Genomic DNA, 22,174 nt, shown 5'->3' with positions numbered 1-22,174 from the left:
GGGCGGTTTCCGGTGGGCCGAGAGTGCGCTGTGCGCCTCACGAGAAAGGGAATGTGCCCACAGCATAAGGCGATTAACCCATCATAGGGAGGGGAACGACCTGAAGGCGGACCGGATTGTGCCGGACCGAAGGGGGTGACGCCATGGCGTCGGAAAGACTCAGGCAAATGTTGAGCGAAGTTGATCCGGTCGTGCTCGATTATGTTCGAGTGGGTCATGTGGCCGGAGTCGACACCTCGGATGGAGGTGCCGGGGGCGACGATTCCTCCGGACTGCATGAGGGGCTGCACGCGGCGGGGGACGCCGCCGGCGCCGCGGCGGTGGGGTGGATGGCCTGGCGTTCCTGGCGGGGCGCGAGGTCCTGGGTGCGCGGAAAGCAGAGGGCTGGGGCTGATGGCCCGGCACGCCCGGGCGGCGGGCGGCTCCCCCCGGCAGGGGCGGGGTCCCCGGGCACGCCGGACGTCCAGGACCCGACGAGCGCGAAGGACGCGAAGGACGCGAAGGGCGTGCAGGACGCGAAGGGCGTGCAGGCGGAACCCAGGATGAAGCGCTCCGTCCTGCTGGATCTGGCCCGCCGGGAACTGATCGAGGAATTCGATCTCCCGGAGGGCGAGCCGCTGGATATCCGCGAACAGGAATACGAGCCGGGCGAGTCCGCCTGGAGGTTCGTCTTCGAATCCGGAGCGGATGTGTACGAGGTCCTCGTCGTGGCAAAGGGGAGCAGGGCCGCGGTGGTCAACTACAACCACACCAGGGAATAGGGGAGGGCAGGGAAATGAACGATGTGATTCCGGGTTTCCTGACGGCACACAAGAGATACCTGGCACGGGTGGAGTGGGCGTCCGGCGGGGAGGGGACCCTGACCATCGAGGACGTGCAGTTCCTCTACCCTCCGCACCAGGTGGCGTTTCCGTTCCTCCGCCAGAAGAACCCGGTCGTCCAGCACTTCTTCGTGCCGCGCGAGCACGACCGCCTGGAGGTGGCCTACCACCCCGGGCTGGCGACCCGCGCCGGCCACACCGCCGAGGACATCGCGCTGACGCTGTACTACGCCCGTGAACTGGGCGGCGCCTTCACGCGGGTGCGCAACCGGCGGGCCGTCAACGGCGTCCGGATCACCGACTTCGAGACCGGGCACGCCTCGGGTTTCTCCTACCACGCCAAGGACCGGATCGAGGATGGAGCGCACGCGGCCCTCTACGGCTTCGGCGCCGGGCGGATGGCCTGGCGAGGCTACGCGGACGGGTCGGCGGCCCTGCGCAGCCTGACCGAGTGGGCGCAGGGGCGCGACCGGGAGAAGGGCTACTACGTCGTCCAGGACGATCGGCTCACGGAGGAGGTCGTGATCAGGCAGCCCATTCACTTCAACGACCTGCAGTCCTTCGGCACCTAGGCACCGGACGGGCCGCCAACAGCGGGGCCGCCGGGAGCGGTTGCGTTACGGTGGAGCCTCGTTGCGGCCGGGGGGCACACGCTCCCGGCGGGTCTGGAATCTCGGGGGCTTCGATGGATCCCTATCTGCTCACACTGGCCGGCACCGCGGGTACGTCCCTGGTGGCGCTGCTCGTCGGTGAGGGGTGGCAGCAGACGCGGGACGGAGTGGTGACCGTCTGGCGTCGTTTCCGCCCGCAGGCCGCCGAGGAGGTCGAGCGGGAACTCGAAGCGTCCCGGACCGCCGCCCTCGACGCCGCCGACACCGACGGCTCCGACCCCGCCGGGCGGCTGGAGGGCCAGTGGGTCGGCCGGTTCGCCGCCCTGCTGGGCGAGCACCCGGAAGCCGCCGGCGAGCTGCGGGACCTGGTGGACGGCTGGCAGCGGCAGGCGTCGGACGGTCAGCGGATCGACGGCGGAGTACGTCTGGAGGCGCGGGCCCAGGACAACGCCCGCGTCTACCAGGCGGCGCGGGACCAGCACATCACCGAGCGATGAGCGACCTGGAGAACCGGGAGGGCGGCGCGCCCGGACAGCCCCAAGCGTACGGGCGCGCCTCCGACAACGCGCATGTGTACCAGTCCGGCGCCAACCAGTACGTGACCCACTTCCACATCACCGCCGAGGCCAGGGGCCAGGCCGCCCACGAGGCACGCGAACGGGCCGACGTGGTCGTCCAGGTGCTGACCCGCGCCGTCGGGGAGTGGGCGGCGCGATGTCAGGAACTGGAGGAGAAGGCCCGTAGGGCCAAGGCCGAGGGACGCGCCGAGGCACACGCCGAGTTCGCCCAGAAGTTGCGGGACGCCGAGCTGCGCGTCATGCAGGCCCAGCGGACGATGCGGCAGGCCGAGGAGGAGCGCCGCAGGGCCGAAGCGCTGCTGGCGCAGGCCCAGCAGGAGCTGGCCCGGCATCGGCGGGTCGCCGACCGGGACGGCGAGGACACCTCTCGGCACGATACCGCCGGCATGGCGAGGGACCGGCAGGAGACGGAGCAGTTCTCCGAACTCCTGGAGCGGGCCGAGGCGGAACTCGGCGCCGTGCGCGAGGAACTGCGTCAGCTCGGTGGCGAGATCGACGGCCAGGGCGACGGCCGGGGCACCGCGCAGGTCATCGAAGGCCAATGGACGCGGCAGTCCGGGATGGACGAGCAGCCTGTGCCCGTCCGGGCGGTCGCGGCGAACGGCGACGCCGGTGCCCCGGCTGCCGACCCGCCTGCCGGGTCCGGGAACCGGACACCGGTTCCCGGACCGCCCCGGTACTCGTTGATCGGCGTGGCGTGGGTGGTGTGCGCGCTCCCGCCGTGCGTCCCGATGCTCGTCGTCACGGCCAACCGCGCCGCGTACGCGTCGGACGCGAGTCTCTGGGGAGTGGTGCCGTTCACCTTCGGCACCGTGCTCGTGGGGGTGGTGGCGGTCTTCCTCGGCCTCGTGCTCGCGGTGATGGCGACCACGGACATGCTGAACCGGGACTCGGAGGTGAACGCCAGTGTCCCCGCGCTCCTGCTCAGCCTCGTCGCGACCGCCGTGTTCCTGGTGGCCGCGTTCTTCACACCGCTCAGCTGGCCCGGCCCGGCCGGGGAGTGGGGGCGGGGTCTGGCCTCCGCCGTGGGGCTGGGCTAGCAGCGGCTGGTCGTGACGGCGGCGAGAACTCCGCCCATACGGTCTTCCCCGGGCCGGCGGTGCGGGGCGTGACGCCCCAGTCGTCCGCGAGGGCGTTCACCAGGAGCAGGCCCCGGCCCGACTCGCTGTCCGAGGCTGGTGTTCCGGGGACCGGTCGTCTCTCCGTGCGGGTGTCCGTCACCTCGATGCGCAGGGTGCCACCGCCTCCGGCGCCGGTCTCGGTGTCGGCCTCGGTGAGGCGGAGGTGGAAGTCCCGGCCGGGTACGTGTCCGTGGCGGACGGCGTTCGCGGTGAGCTCGGCGGCGATCAGGGTGACCGTCTCGTTCGCCGGTGAGTCGTACGGGTGGCCCCAGGCGTCGAGGCGGTGCGAGACCAGCCGCCGGGCGAGGCGGGCGCCGCGCGGGGTCGACGTGAACTGCATCTCGAAGACGTGGGCGGGTGGCCGGGGCGGTTGAGGCGTCCGCCTTTGTGGGGGAGTTGCTGACTTCATGCGGTAACGGTCGTGGACTCTGCGTAGCGTTGAACAGGCGTGACGCGCTGGCCGGCGGAGGCTGTACGCGGTGGGAGCGGGGGCTGTACACGGGGTGAACCGTGACGGGGCCTCCGCGGGGCGGGTTGAGTGCGAGCGCGAGGTCTGTGCGGGGTGTTCGGCGGTGGGCGAGTACGTACGGGAGGTGCCGGGCGTGGAGGAACAGCGGCAACAGGTGGACGGCCAGGAGCAGGAGGCGAGCGCGGGCATCCTGCACGTCTTCGGACGGCAACTGAAGCTGTGCAGGGAGCGGGCGGGGCTGGATCGGGCGGAGCTGGGGAGCAGGGCGGGGTACTCGGCGTCGACGATCGCTTCGTTTGAGCAGGGGAGGCGGATCCCGCCGCCCAAGTTCATCGACTGCGCGGATGAGGTGCTGGACGCCGGGGGGCTGTTGAAGGCGGGGAAGGAGGAGGTGGCGAGGGCTCAGTATCCGGCGTTCTTTCGGGATGCGGCCAGGTTGGAGGGTGAGGCGGTCGAAATCCACCTGTACGACACTCACCTGGTCAACGGGCTGCTTCAGACCGAGGAGTACGCGCGAGCGGTGTTCGCCATGTGGCAGCCGCTCTTGGACGAGGCGATCATTGAAGAGCGTGTTGCGGCGCGACTGGCACGGCAGGAGATCTTCACCAAGCGCCCCACGCCGCACCTCGGCTTCGTGATGGAGGAGAGTGTCCTGCTCCGCCCGATTGGGGGCAAGGCAGCCTGGCGGGGACAGTTGGAGCACCTCATGCTGATCGCGGAGAAGCGCAACGTGGTGATCCAGGTGATGCCGCTGTCTCGTCAGGAACATGCCGGACTGGCTGGCCCGTTCACCTTGATGGAGACCAGGGATGAGCGGAGGATCGCCTACACGGAGGTCCAAGGCGACAGCCGTGTCCACACAGAGCGGCAGAAGGTACGAGGTCTTGAGCGCACGTACGGGATCCTCCGCGCGCAGGCCCTCACTCCTACAGACTCGCTTGCGTTGATCGAAAAGTTGCTGGGAGAGAGATGAGCGGGGACAAGGCCAGGCCCAACGCCGATGATCTGGCGTGGTTCAAGAGCAGTCACAGCGCTGGCGATGGTGGTCAGTGCGTTGAGGTAGCTACGGGGAGCGGCGCCCTGTATGTGCGCGACTCGAAGCACGAGGCGGGCCCCATGGTCAGCCTTACGTCGGAGGCGTGGGCGGAGTTCGTCGGGTTCGCCGCCCAGCGCACCGCGTAGAGCGAAGAGCAGGCAGTGCCTCGTGACCGCTGACTGGGGTCACGGGCACTGCGTGTTCACGACCAGCGATCGGCTGCGATCTCGGCGTCCAGGCGGGCTTGGAAGTGAGCATGTGCAGCCCGCATTTCGGCTACGCGGTCGGCCTTGTAGAAAGGTGTCTCGTAGCCGTCCGGGGGCGGGGTGCTCTCCGGGGCCTCCAGGTGGGCAAGCAGGTCGACGTAGTCCTGCTTGGACTGTCCGTAGCCGTAAGTGAAAGAGCTTGCTGCGATTTTGCGGCCTTGCGCATCGAAGTATGTGGCCATTTCGAAGTCATGCAACTGCGGGAATCGGGTCTTGTAGAGGGCAACGAGCTGGTCGGCGCTGATGCCGAGCCAAACGGCGACGAGGGAGTCGAGTTCTACGAGTGCGGCGCGACGCTCGTATTCCGTACGGAGGGGAGTGGTGTGCTCCCACGCCGGTTTGAGGCCGGCAGCCAATGGTGACAGGTTGGGCCAGTTCGGATTGGCCCAGTCCTCATAGCCTCCCCACTGGTGGTCGAACAACTCCGTCCAGAGCGTGGCGTAGTGAATGGTGAGTGCATTAAGGCGCATGGTGCGGAGAAGGAGAGCGGAGGCGAGAGGATGGTGCGGGTCGGCCGCTGGCATTTGGCGGGCCTCTTTGATCCCGAGGCCGGTGCGACTCGTGATTCGCAGCAGGTAATCTAGTGGAAGCGAAGCCCAAAATCCTGCATTGAGGACCGTCAAGCGATCCTCCGTGAACGCTAGCGAGTGTGCGGCGTGCACGTGAGCTGGGCCAGGCGGGATAAGGGCCGCCTGTAGACTCCGGCTAGTATTGTGTGGAATCATGCTGCGCCAGGCGAGCCGGAAGAAAGTGCTATATGGCCTATCAATCCACGTATCCTGGCGGGCAAGGTAACTTTTCTCGTCGGTGGCTCGTACGTAGTTAGTTACGGGTACGTGGTCCTCCGAGAGATCTGTTGGTGCAAGCGGATTCCAATCCCTGTTGCTTCGGCATGGAAGTTTCGGTTCCTTGGCGAAAGGATGTGCAGGGGAAAAGTGTGGCCCTTGTAGGATTACATCTGCGAGTTCTGAAACGCTCTGGTTTCCCCAGCGGATTATCCCTTCCTTTTTTGCGGCGCCTTCGTCATATCCAGTTGTAATCATCGGCTGGCAATCGGCGAGGCTGTACGGGTATGCCGCCAGAGCTTCGATAGCTCCTTGTTCGCTGACGAGGACTGGATACAGAAGGGGTGTCTGCGCTATTTCGCCTGTCGAACCTGTCAGGGCCCGCCAACTGGTTAGCAGGGAAGTGTCCACACGCACCACGCGGTCTCGATGTGGCCGAATATCCCAAGATCCGTTGTATTTGATGCCTGGCGTTGGGCCATTCCCGTCGTGCATCAGTGATGAGGGTAGGGTGTCGGCATCACGGAGCTGGCTTACGTGTAGGAAGTGTGGCTCCTGCGGTGTGCCGTAGACGTGCATCCCGAATTGTTGCGCCCAATCTACATCTTCGAAAGCCCATTGGGCGGAGTTAACGAAATGGGCGTGGATGCGAAGGTGTCGATATGCGGCGGCTCGAATATCAGCCTCGCGCACGCCGCCGAAATGTGTGTCTGGGTGGATCAGTCCCGCACTGCCTTGCGGTGCGATATGTTGCCATACCTGAACCATGAATGCGCGGTAGAGGTCACCCTTCGTTCCTGTGAGCAACGGATAAGTAGCCTCGCTGCTCAGTGTTGCGACAGTTCCCGTATTTGTTGTCAACTCACCAAGGAAGTAACTACTGTTTCCGGACGTGCTGAGCGCTTCGCCCTTGCGCAGGCGCCACTCTGCTGTACTCGGCCTATCGCTCAGAGTGAACCATGGCTCGAGTTCTGCGAGGACTTGGTCTTCATACCAGCGTGGCTGCACCCAAGGCGGATTTCCCATCTGCAAATCAAATCCACCACACGCAAACACCTGCGCAAACTCCAACTCCCAATGAAAGAACCCCTGCTGCCCGGCAACATCCTTCGCCACCCCCGCCCACGGATACCGCTCCTCCAACCGATGAGCCCCCTCCATGCCCATCAAATCCGGCAGCGCGTCCTCGAACCTCTCCAGCTCATCCAGCCGCTCGAACTCGGAGATCAGCGAGCCCTCCGGGACATCCCGCCGCCCCAGCAACGACTCCGCGAAGTCCAGCCAGTCATCCAGCTCAGCCAGCGCGACAACCGCCCGCTCGGGGCCCTTCACCTGCTCCTTGCGCCGCCCCGCACGCTTCCGCTCCACACTCTCCCGCGTGAGGCTCATCTGCTCGGGCCCGGCGGCGAAGCCCGGCAGCGCATCCGCCTCCCAAGCCATCAGCACATCGTCGGAAGCCTCCACCGCCTCCGCCATCTCCACCAGCTCGGCCACCGCACGCCGATACACGTCATGCGAACCATCCAGCAGCGCGGCACTCTGCACAGGCCAGAACCACAGGGCGCACCACGCGTCCATCAGCGTCTTCAGGCGCCAGTACGGCGTGTCCACACCCTCCAGATCCGCCAGCACCTTCTCCCGCTGGACCGCGACCTCGGGCGACCGCAGCCACTCCTCCTCCGCGCCCCACACACCGATCCGCCGCGAGATGTCGCGCTCGGAGATTTCCAGTCGCCGCGCGACCAGCCCCCACAGGTACTCCACGCGCCGCGCGAGCCCCTGCAACCGCTCCGTCTGCTTCTTGTTCGGCGATTTGGTGATCGCCCGCCGCCAGGCGCCCAGCGCCTTCGCCTCCTCCGGCGCCAGCGCCTTGGCCTCCTTCTCGGCGGCGACCGCGCCCCACTCCTTCGCCGGAAGCAGGAAGTGGTGCACGGCCCCGTCGGGCAGACCGTCCGCCGCCTCCGTCAACGGGAAACGTTCCGGAGTCGTCCCCAGCCAGCCGCCCTTCTTCAGCCGCTCCGCCGGGTACACCTCCCGCCGGCCGCCGATGAGCGAGTTGCCGCGCCGCAGGTGCAGGCCGAACCAGGGCGCCTCCATGCCGGGGTGCATGGTGTTGAGCCACAGGGACACCTCCGCCAGCTCCACGGCCGTCGAGTTGAGGTCGACGCCGTAGGAGTTGTGCAGGGCGATGTACGCCTTGGCCTTCTGGTGCTCGACCGCGTACTTCTCCGTGTCGATGGCGGTGCCCAGCTCGTCCTGCCGTCGCCGCAGGTACTCCGCCGCCACCTGGTTGATCGCCTCGTTGAGGAACGCGCCGGAGCCCAACGCGGGCTCGCAGATCTTCCAGTCCAGCAGCTCCCGTGCCTCGGTCGTCGTGCCGTCCTGGTCCAGCCGGTGCTGCAACGCGAGCTGGACGGTCACCTTGGTCAGCGACTCCGGCGTGTAGTACGACGCCGAGGTCTGCCGGTCGCGCCCGGACAGCCGGTACACGAAGGACCCCGGCCGGTACCGGACCCGTACCTCCTCGCCCGTCTCCTCGTCCTTCCGCCGTACGAAGACGGAGTCCGCGTACTCGTCGGCCCGCGACGCCGGTACCAGCCAGGAGCCGTCCTTGGGGTCGCCGCCCTTGGCGACCTCGTACAGCTCCTCGTCGGCGACGAAACCGGAGTACGACATCAGGCCCTCGTACACGGCGCCGAGCTGGTTGATGCCGAGCTGGGCGTAGGAGATGAACCCGCCGCGCTCGCCCTTTCGCCCCCGGGTGAGCATCAGCAGGCGCAGGACGCGGTACAGGGTGGCGTTGCGCAGGCGCGTGTCGAGGTAGGCCGGCTCGCCGGTCTCGTCCTCGTCGACGCGAGGGTCGACGACCGTACGCGCGCCGATCAGCCGGATCGACGCGGACTCGAACAGCTTGGAGTGCAGCGGCTCGAAGCGCAGGCCGATGTCCTGCGAGGCCGACTCGGGCTCGCCGTGCGTGCGGCGCGAGCGGTAGCCCTCCTGGACCTTGCGGAAGAGGAGGTCCAGGGACTCGTACAGGTAGAAGCCCTCGCGGGCCTTCTCGCCGACCAGGTCCCGCTCCGCCACCAGCTCGCCGAGGCGGCCGAGGCCGTAGCCCTGGTGGTACTCGGGGTAGTCGGAGGGCAGGATGCCCAGCTCGGGGCGTGCCTCCGCGTACAGCAGGAACAGGATCCGGTACAGATAGCGCAGCGACTCGCGGGTGAGCTGCTTGGACAGTTCGGGGAGTTCTCCCACCTCGTCCGGGCGGACGCCGGCGGTCCGCAGCCGCTCCAGGACCTCGTTGGCGATCAGCTCCACCGACAGGCGAAGGCCGTCGCGCAGGTCCGATGAGACGCCCACCGCGTGCTTCGTCGACTTGTCGAGCAGGCCGGCCAGCGGGCTCTCGCCGCCCTCCTCCGGCGTGCGCAGCGAGTCCGCTCCGAACAGCGCGGCCAGCGTGTCGAGTTCGCCGCCTGCCTTGCTGTCGTTGCGTTCCAGGGCCGCGTCCAGGGAGGCCGCGAGGTAGCGGCCCTCGCCCCAGGCCGCGCGGTCGGCGAGCACGATCACCCCGCCGACCAGCAGCAGGACGTAGCGGGGCGCGTCCTCGCAGGCGAAGAGGAAGGACGCCAGCTTGGAGCCGGTCGTCAGCTCGGCGGCGCCCTCCAGCGGGACCGGGTGGAGCAGGCGTCCCGGCCCGTCCGCGTCCAGGGCGGCGTCCGGTTCCGCCGCCCAGCCGCAGTCGAGGGCCATGAGGCCGGGCTCGGCGTGGGCGACCCGGACCTCGTGGGAGTGGTCGGCGCGCTGGACGGTCACGGTCTGCGGCTTGGCGTCGTAGCCGAGCGCGCGCAGGACCGAGGCGTTCAGCTCGGCGGCCCGTTCCCGCCAGGCGGGGGAACCGTACGTCGTCGCGTCGTCCGTTTCGGCCGCCGCCTCCGCGAACCCCGCCCGCGCCCGGAAGTAGGGGCGGCGCAGCTCGCGCAGACCCGCGCGCGGGGTCACCGGCAGTGCGTCCGGTTCGGCCGGGCCGGCCTCCGTGTCCCGGGCGGCCTCCTCGCGCTCCTTCCAGATGTTCAGCAAGCCCGACTTGAGGTCCTTCGGGAACACCTCGGCCAGGTAGTGCGCGGAGAAGTAGTCGCCGCGGTTGACGAGGGAGTCGTACGTCATCGTGGGAGAACCTTCGGAACGTCAGGCGGCGGCGGAGTCGAGGACGGCGAGGACCCGGAGCAGCGGGCGGCCGGTGGTGAGCAGCGAGTCGGCCAGGTCGGCGAGCTGGGACTTGGTGTGCTCGCCCGCCAGCGTGGGCTGCTCCCAGTCGCCGAGGCGTTGCTTGTAGTCCTCGATGGGGCCCAGCAGGGCCCGCTCCCATTCGTCGCGGTGGCGGCGCAAGAAGTCCTCCGCCGCTTCCAGCGCGCCGGGGATGCCCGTGCTCAGCGCGTCGAGGTCGTGGTGATGGAGCGGGTTGGCCATGGTGGGGCCGACACCTGCCCGGCGCAGCACGCCCACCATGTCGTCGGTGACCTCACCGGAGCGGACGGCCATCCACTTCACCACGGTCGGCCGGCCCAGCGCGTTCGAGTAGATGCCCTGGATCAGGTAGGTCGGGGCGTCCACGTCCGCCGTGACGACCGGAGCCTCCTGGCGGCCGAGGCGGACCAGGACCTTGTCCGTCAGCCACTCCACCACCGGGTGGAGGTCGGTGAGCAGGGAGATCTCCGGCCAGCTGGACGTGGAGGACTCCCGGGCCCGGACGAGGGAGAGGTCGGCGAGCTTGCGGTTCATGGTGACCAGCAGCCGCTCGTGCAGGCGCTGCTCGCGGCGGTAGTCGGGTGGCAGCGCCTTCAGGCGGTGGAGCAGGTCGGACGGCGGACGGAAGGAGACCAGACCGGATTCCGGGTCCCGGTCCAGCTCCAGCTGCCGCTGCGGATCGGGGAACACCTCACGCAGCGCCTCGTCCAGGAACTCGCGGGTGCCGGAGAACAGACGCGGCACGTCCGCCGGCGCGGGCGGGGCGTCGCCGTCCGCGTCCTGCGGGTCGTCGCCGACCGCGCCGAAGAAGTCCGCGAGGAAGTCGCCGCCCGCGTCCTCGTCCTCGGCCGCCTCCTTCGTCGCGTCCAGGGACTCGTCGACCGTACGGCCGCGCAGCAGATCCTGGACGAGGGACTTCTCCTCCGCGTCCGCCCGGTACAGGCCGGAGACCGCCTCGGCCGTACCGAGGCTGCGGTGCGCCTCGTCCTCCCGCTCCAGCAGCCGCTCGGCCACCGTACGGTCGTCCTTCGCGCCGTCGGTCTCGCTGGTGAGGAGGAGCGCGCGGAACTCGGGCGGACGGGACTGGCCGTAGCGGTCGATGCGGCCGTTGCGCTGCTCGATGCGGATCAGCGACCACGGCACGTCGTAGTGGACGAGCTGATGGCACTGGCGGTGCAGGTTGACGCCCTCGGAGGCCACGTCGCCGGTGAACAGCACGCGCACCGGGGTGTCCGCGAGGCCGAAGTCCTCCACGCACTGCATCTGCTGCTCGTCCGACAGCCCGCCGTGCATCACCCGGGCGGCCTCCCGCAGCGCCTTGCCCTTGAAGCCCAGGGCCGCCGGCACCGCCTCGCGCAGCCACTCCAGCGTCTGCACCCGCTCGGAGAAGACGACGACCCGCGTGTCGCTCCTCGGGCCGACACCGATCTCCCGCAACTGCTCCACGAGGGCCCGGAACTTCGCCGAGTCCGCCTCCGACATGCCGAAGGTGAGATCCCGCAGGCGCTGGAGCGCGGCGAGTTCGGCCTCCGCCGCCGCGCCCTCCTTGTCCTTCACGGTCCGCGTGCGGTTGTCGACCGTCGTCGCCAGCGCCGCGTGCGAGGAGAGGAAGGACTTGAGCAGGGTGTACGGGAAGAGGCGGCTCTCACTCACCGACGGGCGGCCGTCCTCGGGCAGCCACACCCGCGCCAGCTCCTCGAAGACCGCCTCCTCGGCCGGGGTCGCCGCGCAGTACACCGACGTACTGGGGCCCCGGTCCGCCCACTGGCCCTTCATCTGCTCGCGGACCTCGGGGCTGACCTTCGTCCGGCGGATGAAGAGGTGCTCGATGTCCTTCGCGGCGTAGCGCCCCGGATCGCGGATCGCGGCCGGGTCGAGGAGGGAGATCAGCTCGGCGAAGCTCCGGGCGTCACCGTTGTGCGGGGTGGCCGAGGCCAGGATCAGCGCGTCGGTCTGCGGGGCGAGGAGACGGGCCAGTTGGTTGCGCAGGGAGCCGCGGTTGATCAGGTTGTGCGATTCGTCGATGACGACCGCGTCCCAGCGGATGCGCTCCAGGTGATGCTTGTACTGGTCGGTGTTCTTCAGGGTGTCGATGGAGACGATGACCCGCTTGAAGTACGTGAACGGGTTGCGGCCGGCGGGGATCTCCCGCTGGATGCGCTCGATGCCCACCGAGTCGAGACGGATCAGGGGGATCGCGAAACGCGTCCACAGTTCGTGCTGGAACTGCTCCAGGACGTGCTGCGGGGTGACCACCAGAATGCGCTCGCCCCGGCCCCGGCGGATCAGCTCCGCCAGCGTCAGTCCGATCTCCAGGGTCTTGCCGAGGCCGACCACGTCCGCGATGAGCATGCGCGGCCGCAGGTTCTTCCCCGACAGGGCCAGCTGCGCCGGGCGGTGCTGGTAGGGGAGCGAGTCGAGGAGGAAGGAGTCGGCGAGGGCCAGACCGCGCTCGGACTGGGGGAGCGGGGTCTTGCGCAGGACGGCCTCCAGGAACAGGCGGCTGCGGCGGAAGGTGGGGGAGTCGTCGGGGATCAGCGTGGTGCGGCGCGGGTCCATCAGCTGCACGTCGTCCAGCGCGGTGAAGAACACCGCCTCCTGGTCCCGTACGAACTCCGAGACGCCCACCGCCTCGATCCGGTCGCCGTCGTGCGCCGTGCGCGTCACGTTCCGTACGAGCCACTCCTCGTCCCGTACCTCGATCTGCGAACCGGGCGGGTACTTGGCGGCGTCGGGAGCCTGGGCCTCGGCGGCTTTTGGTGCGTCGCCCCGCTGGGCGTCCCCGGCGACGTCGGCCTGGTCGACGGTCACGTGCGCTGCCTCCTGTGCTGCTGAGCAGCTGAGCTGCTGTGCTTCGCGTGGTGCCGGGCGGCCTCGTGTCGTCGAGGTGCGCCGGGAGAATGTGCGGGTCAGAACTTCGCGCGCTGGGCGTAGGCCTCGCGCAGCTGCTCGGCGACCCGTCGGGCGTGCGCCGAGGTGCGCGGCCGGCCCGGGCCCGTACGGCCGTGCCCCTGCCGTACGGAGGGGAGCGGGCCGGGACGGGCGGTCGGGCGAGGGACCTGGGCGACAGGGCCTGGCTGCTGTCGCGGCTCGCCGTTGGGTTCGGGCGCGGGTTCGGCCCGCAGCGTCGGTGTACAGGGGACGCCGCTGAGCGGGGGTGGCGCGGTGGGTGTGGCCGGGGGCTCCGGCTGCGGCGCCGTCACGGTCGTCCGGTCGGCGAACGGGACGTTCTGCGGCGGAGTGGGTGGGTTCACCGCCGGGGGCGGCGGGGTGGCGGCGGACGTGTGGGCGGTGAGACGACGGCGGGCCTGCGCGATCTTCAGGCCCTGCCCCTCGATCACCGCCCGGCAAGCGGTGACCACCTGCGGCAGGGCCGGCCGCTCCTGTGCCTCGTGGGACAGCATCGAGCCGATCAGCGGTACCAGCTCCACCGGCACTCCCGTCAGGTCCGGGGGCACGTCCGCCTTCGTGATCAGATGGAACAGCGCGTGGATGTTGTCGGCCTGATGGGGATAGTGGCCGGTGGCCGCGTACAGCAGGACGGCACCGAGGGCGTAGACGTCCACCGGCGGGGTGAGCGGCTTGACACCGTTCGCTTGCTCCGGCGCCATACAGGTGGGAGTGCCGAGCACGGTGTTCGGTGCGGTGAGCGAGGCGTTGGACTCGGTGAACACCGCGAGACCGAAGTCGATGACCTTCGGCCCGTTCGGCCCGAGCAGGATGTTGGCCGGCTTGAGGTCCCGGTGGAGCAGGCCCTGCTTGTGCACGCCCGCGAGCGCCTCGGCCAGCGTGGCGCCCAGGGACGCCGTCAGCACCATCGGCAGCGGCCCGTGGGTCTGCACGTGCTTGCGCAGGTCGGGACCGTCGATGTACTCCGTGGCCAGCCAGGGCTGCTCGGCGTCGGCGTCGGCGTCCAGGAACGCGGCGATGCGCGGACCCCAGATCGTCTTCAGCACCTCGATCTCCTGGGCGAAGCGCAGCCGGGTCTCGGAGTCGACCACCGACGACTTGATCACCTTCACCGCCGCGGGCTCCCCGCCCGGGGACTCCCCGAGGTAGACCTGGCCCATCCCGCCTTGGCCGACGCGGCCGAGCAGCTCGAAACCGCCGAGCTCAGTGGGGTCTTCGGGGCTCAGCGGAGCCGCGTTCACGTGGGTCGTCCTTTCGCCCTGGTCGGCCTGTGTATGTCAGCAGTCGCAACCGTAGTCCAACAGAGGTACGCGCGACGCCGGTCCTGCCTGATCGGGCGGGACGTCCCGGCCCGCTCGGCGGCAGCGCGGAGCCGCCACGTCGGCCCTTGCGGCACGGCTCACCGTCACACCGCCGAAACCCGCCCGTTTCCCGCCCCTCGAAAGCCGGCCGTAGGCTGGACCGCACACCACACAGCCCGGCCACCGTCGCCCGAAGGCTCACCCCCGCCCTCGACCAGACGACAGGAGCCCCGCGCCCCGTGTCCCGCACCGTCCGTCCCGCACGCCGAGTCGGCCTCGCGCTTCCGCCCTGGATCGCCCACGCCCTGAGAGCCCAGCGCGGGCCCGTGCCCTGGAGCGCGGTGATCCGGGGCGCGCTGGCCGGCGGGCCGCTGCTGCTCGCCGCCGTGCTCGCCGACCGGGCCTCCCTGGGCGTCGTCGCCGCCATCGCCGCCATGCTGGCCGGCATCAACGACCGGCCGGGCAGCCGCCGTACCTCCGTGCGGCGCATCGGCGTTCCCGCGCTCGCCGGGGCCGTCGGGCTGCTGGTCGGGACGTACGCCGGGCAGCACCTCGGAGCCGTTCCGCTGACCCTGGTGCTGACCGGGCTCGGACTGGTCGCCGGAGGGGTCAGCTCCGTCGGAACCGTGGCGTCCGGGGCCGGGACGCAACTGCTGGTCACCACCGCCGTGGGAGCCGGGATGCCGTTGCCCGACCCCGGGTGGCAGAGTGTGCTGGCCTTCCTCGCCGGCGCCGGATGGCTGCTCGCGCTGCGGCTGGTCCTGCCCACGCCCGGCTCCCTCACGGGCGACTTCCGCCTCGACTCCCGCCTCGACTCCCGTTTCGACTTCCGCCTCGACTTCCGTTTCGACGGGGAGCGGGCGGCCGTCGCCGAGGTCTACGACGCGGTTGCCGCGCTCCTGGACGCGGTCGGCACGGAGCAGGCCGTCGCCCGCCGGGCCGCGCTCACCGCCGCCCTCGATCACGCGCAGGACGCGCTCGCCGGGCCCCGGCTGCGGCGCCGTGCCGCGTCCGCGGCCGAACGGCGGCTGCACGCCCAGTACGCCGCCGCGTTGCCTCTCGGCGAGGCCGCGACCGCCCTCGCCTGGGCCGAGCAGGCCGTGCCCGCGCGAGCGTCCGAGGGGCCCCGGAGGCTCGCCGCGGCCGTCCGCGGCAGCACCCACGCGGGTCCGCTGCCCGCGCCCACGCGCACCGAACCCGCCCTGCGCGCCCTGGACGACGCCCTGCTGCACGCCGCGGAGGCCTTCGACCGGGGCAGGGGCCGGGACCTGCACACCCGCAGGCGGTCGGTCGTCTCCCTGGCCCGCACCGTCCTCGGTGCGGGCGGACGGGAGTACGGGCTGCGCGCGGGGCTGTGCTTCGGTGCCAGTGCCGCCGTCGCCCAGGTACTGCACCACGGCCACTGGTACGGGTCCCACCAGCACTGGTACTGGCTGCCGGCCACCGCCGTCTTCCTCGTCAAGCCCGACCTCGGCCCGCTGGTCTCCCGGGTGCTGTGCCGGGCGGCCGGGACCGTCCTGGGGGCGCTCGTCTTCGCCGGGTTCGCCGCCGTGCTGCCCCGGCCGGAAGGGCTCGTCGCGCTCGTCGCCGTCTGCGGTGCCCTGGTGCCGGTCGCCGCGCGGCACTTCGCCGCCCAGACCACCGTCGTCACCGTCCTCGTCCTCGCGCTGGTCATGGTGGGCGGCGAACCGCAGGCCTCCGTCAGCCGCATCGGCGAGACACTGCTGGCCTGCGCGATCGTCCTGGTCGTCGGGCACCTGCCGGTGCCGGGGCAGCGGGGCGGCCGGGTCCGGGCCCGGATCGACGTCGCCGACGCCGCGGCCCACGCCTACCTCGCCCACGTACTGGGCGAGTCCGGCGACCGCGCCGGCCGGTGGACGCTGCGACGCGAGGCCTACCGCACGCTCGCCGAGGCCCGCGCGGCGATCGCCCTCGCCGCCGCGGAACTGCCCGCCCTCGCCCGGCACTCGGAGGGCGCGGACGAGGTCGCCGCCGTCCTCGAACGGCTCGTCGACACCACCACCGCGTGCGCCGTGCATCTCGACGACACCGGCCGGCTCACGCCCCGCCACACCGACCGGCTCGCCGGACTGCGGGACGAACTCGCGGAGCGGCGCGGGCGCGTGGGACGGCACCGTACGTTGGCGTGATGACGCCTTCTTCCCACGAGAGCCGTGAGAGCCACGAGAGCCGAGAGAGCCACAAGGGCCATCATGGTTCCGAGAAGCCCGCCGATCTCGTCATCACCGGCTGCACCGTCCTCGTGCACGACGACCGGGAACGGATCGGCTTCCAGGAGGACGCGGCCGTCGTCGTACGGGACGGAGCCGTCGACTCCGTGACGACCGCCGCCGCCGTGGAAGGCCTCGCGGCCGGCGACCGCATCGACGCGCGCGGCCAGGTCGCCCTCCCCGGGCTGATCAACTGCCACACGCACGCGCCGATGGTCGCCCTGCGGGGCCTCGCCGAGGATCTGCCCACCGAGGAGTGGTTCAACGACGTCGTCTGGCCCGTCGAGTCCAACCTCACCGACCGCGACGTGGAACTGGGGGCCCGGCTCGCCTGCGCCGAGATGATCCGCGCGGGCGTGACCTGTTTCGCGGACCACTACTTCGCCATGGACGCCGTCGCCGCCGTCGTCGCCGACTGCGGGATGCGGGCGCTGCTGGGCCAGGCGTACTTCTCCTCGCAGGGGCCCGAGGGGCGGGAGGCGTCACTGGAGTTCGCGCTGCGGCACCGCGGCACCGCCGGCGGGCGCATCACCACCGCCCTCGCCCCGCACGCCCCCTACACCGTGACCGACGCCGACCTCGCCGCCACCGCCGGACTCGCCCGCGACCACGGCCTGCCCGTGCACCTCCACGCCGCCGAGAACCGCGACCAGACCGACACCAGCCTCGCCCGGCACGGCGCCACCCCGATCGAGATCCTGGAACGCGCCGGCATCCTCGACACCGACGTGCTCATCGCGCACGGCACCGGCATCGTCGAGGCCGATCTGCCGCTGCTCGCGCGCGCGGGCGGCCGGACGGCGGTGGCGACCGCGCCCCGCGGCTACCTCAAGTTCGCCTGGCCCACCACCACACCCGTGCGCGCCCTGCGCGACATCGGCGTCCCCGTGGGGCTCGCCACCGACGGCGCCGCGTCCAACAACTCCCTGGACGTGTGGGAGTCGATGGCGCTCACCTCCCTGATCCAGAAGTCCACCGAGGGCGACCCCCGCTGGCTGACCTCCCGTCAGGCCCTCCACCACGCCGGCCCGCAGAGCGCCCTCGCGGTCGGGCTCGGCGACACCGTCGGCCGCATCGCGCCGGGGAGACGGGCCGACCTCGTCCTCGTCGACCTCACCGGCCCGCACACCCAGCCCGTGCACGACCTCGCCGCCACCCTGGGGCACAGCGCGCGGTCCTCGGACGTGCGCACGACGATCGTCGACGGGCGCGTCCTCATGCGGGACCGCGAGCTGCTGACCCTCGACGTCCCCGCGGTGGTACGGGAACTCGGAGAGCGGCTGCCCGCCCTGACCGACCGCGGACACGGCCGGCGGGTCCAGGAGTACGACACCTGAACGACGAGGTCAGCGGCTTACCGGCGGCCTTCGGGCGGCGTCTCGGAAAGAATCTTGCCGAGCCGCGATGAGTTCCGCTCCGCCCGTCGGTCACCACCTCCGACGGACCGTCGTGTGTCGCACCGGAGGAGCTGGATCCCATGTCGTTGCCCGAGATCGTCACCCGCGCGGACTGGCGCGCGGCGCGCGAGGCCTTCCTGGCCAAGGAGAAGGCGGCGACACGCGCGCGTGACGCGCTCAACGCCGAGCGGCGCGGGCTGCCCATGGTGGAGGTCGACAAGGAGTACGTGTTCGAGGGCGGCGACGGCAAGGCCACGCTGCTCGACCTCTTCGAGGGACGCGACCAGCTCGTCGTCTACCACTTCATGTTCGCGCCCGAGTGGGACGCCGGCTGCCGGAGCTGCTCGGCGTTCCTGGACCAGATCGGACACCTCGCGCACCTCAGGGCGCGCGGTACGTCCTTCGCGGCCGTGTCCCGTGCGCCGTACCCGCGGATCCTTCCGTTCAAGGCGCGGATGGGCTGGACGCTGCCCTGGTACTCGTCGTACGTCAGCGACTTCAACTCCGACTTCGAGGTGACCCTCGAACACGAGGGCGAGCTGGTCGAGAGGCCCGGGCTCAGCTGCTTCCTGCGGGACCGCGACCGGGTCTTCCACACCTACTCGACGTACGAACGCGGCCTCGACGGACTCGGCTCGACCACCAGTCTGCTCGACCTGACCGCCCTCGGCAGGCAGGAGCAGTGGGAGAAACCCGAGGGGCGCGCGTCGGCTCTCGGTGCGCCTGCGGGAAGCGAGAGAATCCGGTACCACGACGAGTACGAGGGCTGACACGCACCGTAGCGAAGGAGACCGAACGGCTGAGACGCCGCTCACACTTTGCGGTGAACGAGTGTCAACTATGTCTCAGTACCATCACTCCGCGAGGCGATCGCTCCATGGTTGGCGTTTAACTCTACGAGTACAGCGCTACATGGAGGTGCAGGGTGAACGGGCGAACGGTGCTCGAACGCTTTCCCGCCGGCGGACCGCGTGGTTCCTGGCCGGCGGAGGAGTTCGCGAACGCGCGGCGTCTGGAGGGCCTGCCCGCCGAGGTCGTCATGGATCTCGCCACGGACATGTTCCTGGTCATCGTCCGGGCCGGCGACGCCGCCGGTGACGTAGCCGCCTGACGGGCGGGGCGGGCGCGGTCCTGGCGTCAGTGCGCGGCCCGGGCGTCAGCCCGCCTTCGGGGCGGGTACCGGCGCCCTGGTGAACTGTTCCGCCTGCAGGGAGTAGAGCTCCGCGTACACGCCACCGGTGGCCAGGAGCTCGTCCGGTGTTCCGGACTCCACGAGCCGGCCCTGGTCGAGGACGTGCACCAGGTCGGCGTGGCGCACGGACGCCAGCCGGTGGGTGATCAGGACGACCGTCTGTCCGCTGCCGGCCAGGGCGCGGATCTTCTCGAAGACCTCCAGTTCGGCCCGGGCGTCCAAGGCCGCCGTCGGCTCGTCCACGATGAGGATGCGGCCCTGCCGGTACGCCGCGCGGGCGATTCCGACCCGCTGCCACTGACCGCCGGACAGCTCGTGGCCGCCGCTGAAGTTGCGGGCCAGCAGGGTGTCCAGGCCGCGCGGCAGATCCGCGACCACCTCCTCGGCCCCGGCCTCGGCGACCGCGGCGGCCACCCGGTCGTCACCGAGCGGTACCGAGGAGCGGCCCACCGCGACGTTCACCCGCGCGGTGAACGGCCACCGCTTGAAGTCCTGCGCCACCATCGCGACGCGTTCGGCGAGCGCGTGCCGGTCCGCCGTTGCCGCGTCGACGCCGTCCCACGTGATCCGGCCCCGGTCCGGCGTGTACAGCCCGGCGAGCAGTTTCACCAGTGTCGTCTTGCCCGAGCCGTTCTCGCCGACGAGCGCCACGATCCGGCCCAGCGGCAGGGAGAGCGTCACGTCGTCGAGCGCCGGGCGGGTGGCGTCACCCGGGTAGCGGAACGTGACGTTCTCGAACCGGATCTCCTTCGGGTCCTCCGGCAGCGCGGCACCGCCCACCGGAATGGCCCGGTCGGCCGCCTCCACGTGCAGCCGTTCCAGATCGCCGACGAACAGGGCCTCCTCGTGGAGCGCGTTGACCTCCACGACCAGGGTGCCGAGGCTCTGCGAGCCGGTGCGGATGGCGATCACGGCCGTACCCGCCACCGCCAGGGACATCGCTCCGCCCAGCAGCAGCCCGCCGAGCGTCGCGTACGTCGCCGCCGTGGCCAGCCCGGTCCACGCCGCCGCGATCAGCCCCGTACGGGCCGCCAGCCGGGCCAGTCGGGCCTGCTCCGCCTCGGCGGTCTCCGACATCGCGCGGAAGTGCCGCAGCAGGAAGGGGCCCACGCCGTGCACCCGGATCTCCGGGGCCGCGGCCGGTTCGATGAGCAGACTGCCCAGCAGCCGCCCCGCGCGTTCGTGCTGCACCCAGGCGTGGAACGACTCGTACCGGCGGCGGGCCAGGGTCAGCGCGCTCCAGGCGCTCGGCAGGGTCATCGTCACCAGCAGCGGCAGCAGCGCCGGATGCAGCACGGTCAGGACGCCGGCCGCCGCGATCAGGGAGATCATCGCGTTCACCACGCGCGTGCCGTACATGATCATGCGTCGTGCGGAGGCCGCGCCGTACTGGGCGGTGTCCAGGAGTTTGTGGAAGGCGTGGTCCTCGATCGCGGACAGCTCCACGGCCGCCGCCCGCTCCAGGTACCGCTCGGTGGCCACCCGCTCCACTTTGGGCTCCAGCCGTCCGGTGGCGTACGTCGAGGCCGCCCGCAGCAGCGCCGCGAGCACCATCACCGCCGCTACGGTGACCAGCGCCGGTAGCGCCTCGCGCAGGCGTCCCTCGATGGGCCCGGCGGCCATCAGCCCGGCCAGCACACTGTTGACCGCGAGCAGACTGACCGCCTGGGCCAGACCACGGCCCACCTCGGCCGCCAGTACGGTCCGCGCGGCCTGCGGGTCGGCCTGCCGGGCGAGCCGGAGGCTGGACGACAGCAGGGACGGCAACCGTGTCAGCATCGCCCGGAAACCCAGCTCCAGAAACGCGTCGGCGTGCTGGTTCCAGCCCATGTCGTAGCGCAGTGGACCGCCGAAGAGCAGCCGCTCCGACTCCGAGACCCCGGCTGGTTCCGTGCCGCCCTTCCTGCGCACCGTCTGCCTCCCCATCGTGGACGGACGGCCACTATCGCGGGGGCGGGACGCCTACGGGCAGGGCGCGGACGGGGGAGGCCGGAGCGCGCGGGCGCACGCCCGGCCGGAGGAAGCCGGAAGGGGGCGTGCGGGGTGGAGCCGGGGGAGCGAAGAGGGACGGGAGAGCGCGGCGGCGCCTACGCGCTCACCGGCCGCGACCAGGTCGGCGTCGTGTCCGTCAGCCGGCACAGTGCCAGGTAGAGCGGGATGGGCGGGGTGTACGGGACCGTGCCGTCCGGGCGGTGGATGAGGCCGGGCAGGCCCGGAGTGTCGGGAACCATCGCACCCGTGGCATACCGCGCGGGCGCGGGCCACTCCAGTGCGTAGTCGGAGTCGGACGGGACGATCCACCACCAGTGCGCGTCGTCGGCGTAGACGCACCCCACGCGCGGCAGCCGGGGCAGCACCAGGGGGCCGAAGCGGGCGGGCACCGCCACCGCGTCGCAGCCCAGCGGGGCCGTCATGCCGTCCGGCACCGGCAGCCGCCGGGGTGTCGCGGAAGCCGTTCCGCGGGTGGTCAGCCCGCGCTGGAGGCGTACCAGGGTGTCCAGACCGAGCGGTCGGATGCCGGACGCTGCCCTCATTGCCATTCGGTCCCCGTTCCGCGGCGCGCCTCTCGACGGCGTTCCTCCGCCTCGCCCTCGTCACCCGTGCCGTCGGCGGGGCCGGGCTTCGGGCGGGCGCCCCAGCCCAGGTCGTTGTGGGGCTCCGACGGGTCGCGCGGTCCGTCGGCCTTGCGTGGCAGCTCGGCCCAGACCAGCAGTCCGGGGCCGTGCTCGTGGGCGCCCCAGGCGTCGCACAGGGCGTCGACCAGGAGCAGTCCCCTGCCGTGTTCGTCCTCGGGCTGCTGATCGGCCGAGGGGTGGGGCTGGCCGGGGGCGCAGCCCTCGTCGCGCACGGCTATGCGGACCAGGTCGGCGTCGTCGTGCAGCTCGCACACTATGTGTCTGCTCGCGGTGTGCACGATCGCGTTGGTCACCAGCTCGGAGACGACCAGGGCCGCGGTGTCGCAGGTGTCCTCGCACACCGACCAGCCGCTCAGCCGGGCCCGTGTCAGGCGTCTGGCCTGCGAGGGAGAGCCCGGATGAGCGGCCAGCTCGAAACGGAACCGGCGCTCGACGGCGGCGGCCCCCGAAGGGCCGGCTCCCATGGCGGCACCGAGGCCCAGAGAGCCCGCGGTGGCGTCTGTTCCTAAGGGCGCGGACGGAATCACGCTTGCCACTATCGCCCCGCCGTGAACACTTGGCAAGAGTCACTCTGAAAA

17 protein-coding genes are annotated in these 22,174 nt (G+C 70.9%); 10 read left to right on the top strand and 7 right to left on the bottom strand.

Annotated elements, in window-relative coordinates:
• Positions 1–143: 143 nt before the first annotated feature.
• From ACIQ6R_RS09040 to ACIQ6R_RS09025, 4 genes are all read left to right on the top strand, one after another.
• Entirely contained in the window at positions 144–761 is a 618-nt protein-coding gene (locus tag ACIQ6R_RS09040) for a hypothetical protein (RefSeq protein WP_404219874.1), read from the top strand.
• A 14-nt stretch (positions 762–775) separates the two neighbouring features.
• Positions 776–1,393 (top strand): hypothetical protein, encoded by a 618-nt coding sequence (locus tag ACIQ6R_RS09035; protein WP_404219872.1) that lies wholly within the window; start codon positions 776–778, stop codon positions 1,391–1,393.
• 113 nt (positions 1,394–1,506) lie between these two features.
• Positions 1,507–1,929, top strand: coding sequence for a hypothetical protein (locus ACIQ6R_RS09030; protein ID WP_404219870.1), 423 nt, complete (start codon positions 1,507–1,509; stop codon positions 1,927–1,929).
• A complete protein-coding gene (locus ACIQ6R_RS09025) occupies positions 1,926–3,050 on the top strand; it encodes a hypothetical protein (RefSeq protein WP_404219868.1) in 1,125 nt (374 codons plus the stop codon). The genes ACIQ6R_RS09030 and ACIQ6R_RS09025 overlap by 4 nt, the downstream gene beginning before the upstream one ends.
• Here the strand turns inward: ACIQ6R_RS09025 and ACIQ6R_RS09020 are convergent.
• Positions 2,986–3,540 carry an ATP-binding protein gene (locus ACIQ6R_RS09020; protein ID WP_404173988.1) on the bottom strand — a complete coding sequence of 185 codons (555 nt, stop codon included), beginning with the start codon at positions 3,538–3,540 and terminating at the stop codon, positions 2,986–2,988. The genes ACIQ6R_RS09025 and ACIQ6R_RS09020 overlap by 65 nt on opposite strands.
• A 193-nt stretch (positions 3,541–3,733) precedes the next feature.
• Here ACIQ6R_RS09020 and ACIQ6R_RS09015 point away from each other — a divergent pair, with 193 nt between their 5' ends.
• Both ACIQ6R_RS09015 and ACIQ6R_RS09010 read left to right on the top strand, forming a co-directional pair.
• Positions 3,734–4,573 (top strand): helix-turn-helix domain-containing protein, encoded by an 840-nt coding sequence (locus tag ACIQ6R_RS09015; RefSeq protein ID WP_404220308.1) that lies wholly within the window; start codon positions 3,734–3,736, stop codon positions 4,571–4,573.
• The gene (locus tag ACIQ6R_RS09010) at positions 4,570–4,782 is read left to right on the top strand and encodes a DUF397 domain-containing protein (RefSeq protein WP_404219866.1); all 213 of its coding nucleotides are present in this window, start codon (positions 4,570–4,572) and stop codon (positions 4,780–4,782) included. Before ACIQ6R_RS09015 ends, ACIQ6R_RS09010 begins: the two co-directional genes overlap by 4 nt.
• Positions 4,783–4,838: 56 nt before the next feature.
• On the opposite strand, the gene ACIQ6R_RS09005 is transcribed toward ACIQ6R_RS09010, so the two are convergent.
• The 3 genes from ACIQ6R_RS09005 to ACIQ6R_RS08995 all read right to left on the bottom strand — a co-directional run bounded on the left by ACIQ6R_RS09005 (position 4,839) and on the right by ACIQ6R_RS08995 (position 14,080).
• Positions 4,839–9,848: a class I SAM-dependent DNA methyltransferase gene (locus ACIQ6R_RS09005; RefSeq protein WP_404219864.1), complete on the bottom strand. Its 5,010-nt coding sequence runs from the start codon at positions 9,846–9,848 to the stop codon at positions 4,839–4,841.
• 21 nt (positions 9,849–9,869) lie between these two features.
• Positions 9,870–12,632: a DEAD/DEAH box helicase gene (locus ACIQ6R_RS09000; RefSeq protein ID WP_404220306.1), complete on the bottom strand. Its 2,763-nt coding sequence runs from the start codon at positions 12,630–12,632 to the stop codon at positions 9,870–9,872.
• A 206-nt stretch (positions 12,633–12,838) separates the two neighbouring features.
• Positions 12,839–14,080 carry a serine/threonine protein kinase gene (locus tag ACIQ6R_RS08995; RefSeq protein WP_404219862.1) on the bottom strand — a complete coding sequence of 414 codons (1,242 nt, stop codon included), beginning with the start codon at positions 14,078–14,080 and terminating at the stop codon, positions 12,839–12,841.
• Between the two features lie 299 nt (positions 14,081–14,379).
• Here ACIQ6R_RS08995 and ACIQ6R_RS08990 point away from each other — a divergent pair, with 299 nt between their 5' ends.
• From ACIQ6R_RS08990 to ACIQ6R_RS08975, 4 genes are all read left to right on the top strand, one after another.
• Positions 14,380–16,290 (top strand): FUSC family protein, encoded by a 1,911-nt coding sequence (locus ACIQ6R_RS08990; protein WP_404219860.1) that lies wholly within the window; start codon positions 14,380–14,382, stop codon positions 16,288–16,290.
• The gene (locus ACIQ6R_RS08985; protein ID WP_404219858.1) at positions 16,290–17,708 is read left to right on the top strand and encodes an amidohydrolase; all 1,419 of its coding nucleotides are present in this window, start codon (positions 16,290–16,292) and stop codon (positions 17,706–17,708) included. Before ACIQ6R_RS08990 ends, ACIQ6R_RS08985 begins: the two co-directional genes overlap by 1 nt.
• A gap of 140 nt (positions 17,709–17,848) precedes the next feature.
• Entirely contained in the window at positions 17,849–18,538 is a 690-nt protein-coding gene (locus ACIQ6R_RS08980) for a DUF899 domain-containing protein (RefSeq protein ID WP_404219856.1), read from the top strand.
• 155 nt (positions 18,539–18,693) lie between these two features.
• On the top strand, positions 18,694–18,879 hold the full coding sequence (locus ACIQ6R_RS08975) for a hypothetical protein (protein WP_121746457.1): 186 nt from the start codon (positions 18,694–18,696) through the stop codon (positions 18,877–18,879).
• A 45-nt stretch (positions 18,880–18,924) separates the two neighbouring features.
• Here the strand turns inward: ACIQ6R_RS08975 and ACIQ6R_RS08970 are convergent, their stop codons facing one another.
• The 3 genes from ACIQ6R_RS08970 to ACIQ6R_RS08960 form a co-directional block, all read right to left on the bottom strand.
• Positions 18,925–20,886 (bottom strand): ABC transporter ATP-binding protein, encoded by a 1,962-nt coding sequence (locus ACIQ6R_RS08970; protein WP_404219854.1) that lies wholly within the window; start codon positions 20,884–20,886, stop codon positions 18,925–18,927.
• Positions 20,887–21,047: 161 nt separating this feature from the next.
• Positions 21,048–21,494, bottom strand: a complete 447-nt coding sequence (locus ACIQ6R_RS08965) for a hypothetical protein (RefSeq protein WP_404219852.1) — start codon at positions 21,492–21,494, stop codon at positions 21,048–21,050.
• A complete protein-coding gene (locus ACIQ6R_RS08960) occupies positions 21,491–22,132 on the bottom strand; it encodes an ATP-binding protein (RefSeq protein WP_404173955.1) in 642 nt (213 codons plus the stop codon). Before ACIQ6R_RS08960 ends, ACIQ6R_RS08965 begins: the two co-directional genes overlap by 4 nt.
• Positions 22,133–22,174 lie beyond the last annotated feature (42 nt).

This window comes from Streptomyces sp. NPDC096048 (assembly GCF_044763415.1).
Taxonomy (GTDB): domain Bacteria; phylum Actinomycetota; class Actinomycetes; order Streptomycetales; family Streptomycetaceae; genus Streptomyces.
Note: the sequence above shows the minus strand (reverse complement) of the source record. Positions and strands in the feature narration are given on the sequence as shown.

What these genes read in the sequence shown, in the direction of transcription:
- ACIQ6R_RS09040 (WP_404219874.1), top strand. Translation starts at nt 144, where the DNA reads ATGGCGTCGGAAAGACTCAGGCAAATGTTGAGCGAAGTTGATCCGGTC.
- ACIQ6R_RS09035 (WP_404219872.1), top strand. Translation starts at nt 776, where the DNA reads ATGAACGATGTGATTCCGGGTTTCCTGACGGCACACAAGAGATACCTG.
- ACIQ6R_RS09030 (WP_404219870.1), top strand. Translation starts at nt 1,507, where the DNA reads ATGGATCCCTATCTGCTCACACTGGCCGGCACCGCGGGTACGTCCCTG.
- ACIQ6R_RS09025 (WP_404219868.1), top strand. Translation starts at nt 1,926, where the DNA reads ATGAGCGACCTGGAGAACCGGGAGGGCGGCGCGCCCGGACAGCCCCAA.
- ACIQ6R_RS09020 (WP_404173988.1), bottom strand. Translation starts at nt 3,540, where the DNA reads ATGAAGTCAGCAACTCCCCCACAAAGGCGGACGCCTCAACCGCCCCGG.
- ACIQ6R_RS09010 (WP_404219866.1), top strand. Translation starts at nt 4,570, where the DNA reads ATGAGCGGGGACAAGGCCAGGCCCAACGCCGATGATCTGGCGTGGTTC.
- ACIQ6R_RS09005 (WP_404219864.1), bottom strand. Translation starts at nt 9,848, where the DNA reads ATGACGTACGACTCCCTCGTCAACCGCGGCGACTACTTCTCCGCGCAC.
- ACIQ6R_RS08985 (WP_404219858.1), top strand. Translation starts at nt 16,290, where the DNA reads ATGACGCCTTCTTCCCACGAGAGCCGTGAGAGCCACGAGAGCCGAGAG.
- ACIQ6R_RS08980 (WP_404219856.1), top strand. Translation starts at nt 17,849, where the DNA reads ATGTCGTTGCCCGAGATCGTCACCCGCGCGGACTGGCGCGCGGCGCGC.
- ACIQ6R_RS08970 (WP_404219854.1), bottom strand. Translation starts at nt 20,886, where the DNA reads ATGGGGAGGCAGACGGTGCGCAGGAAGGGCGGCACGGAACCAGCCGGG.
- ACIQ6R_RS08965 (WP_404219852.1), bottom strand. Translation starts at nt 21,494, where the DNA reads ATGAGGGCAGCGTCCGGCATCCGACCGCTCGGTCTGGACACCCTGGTA.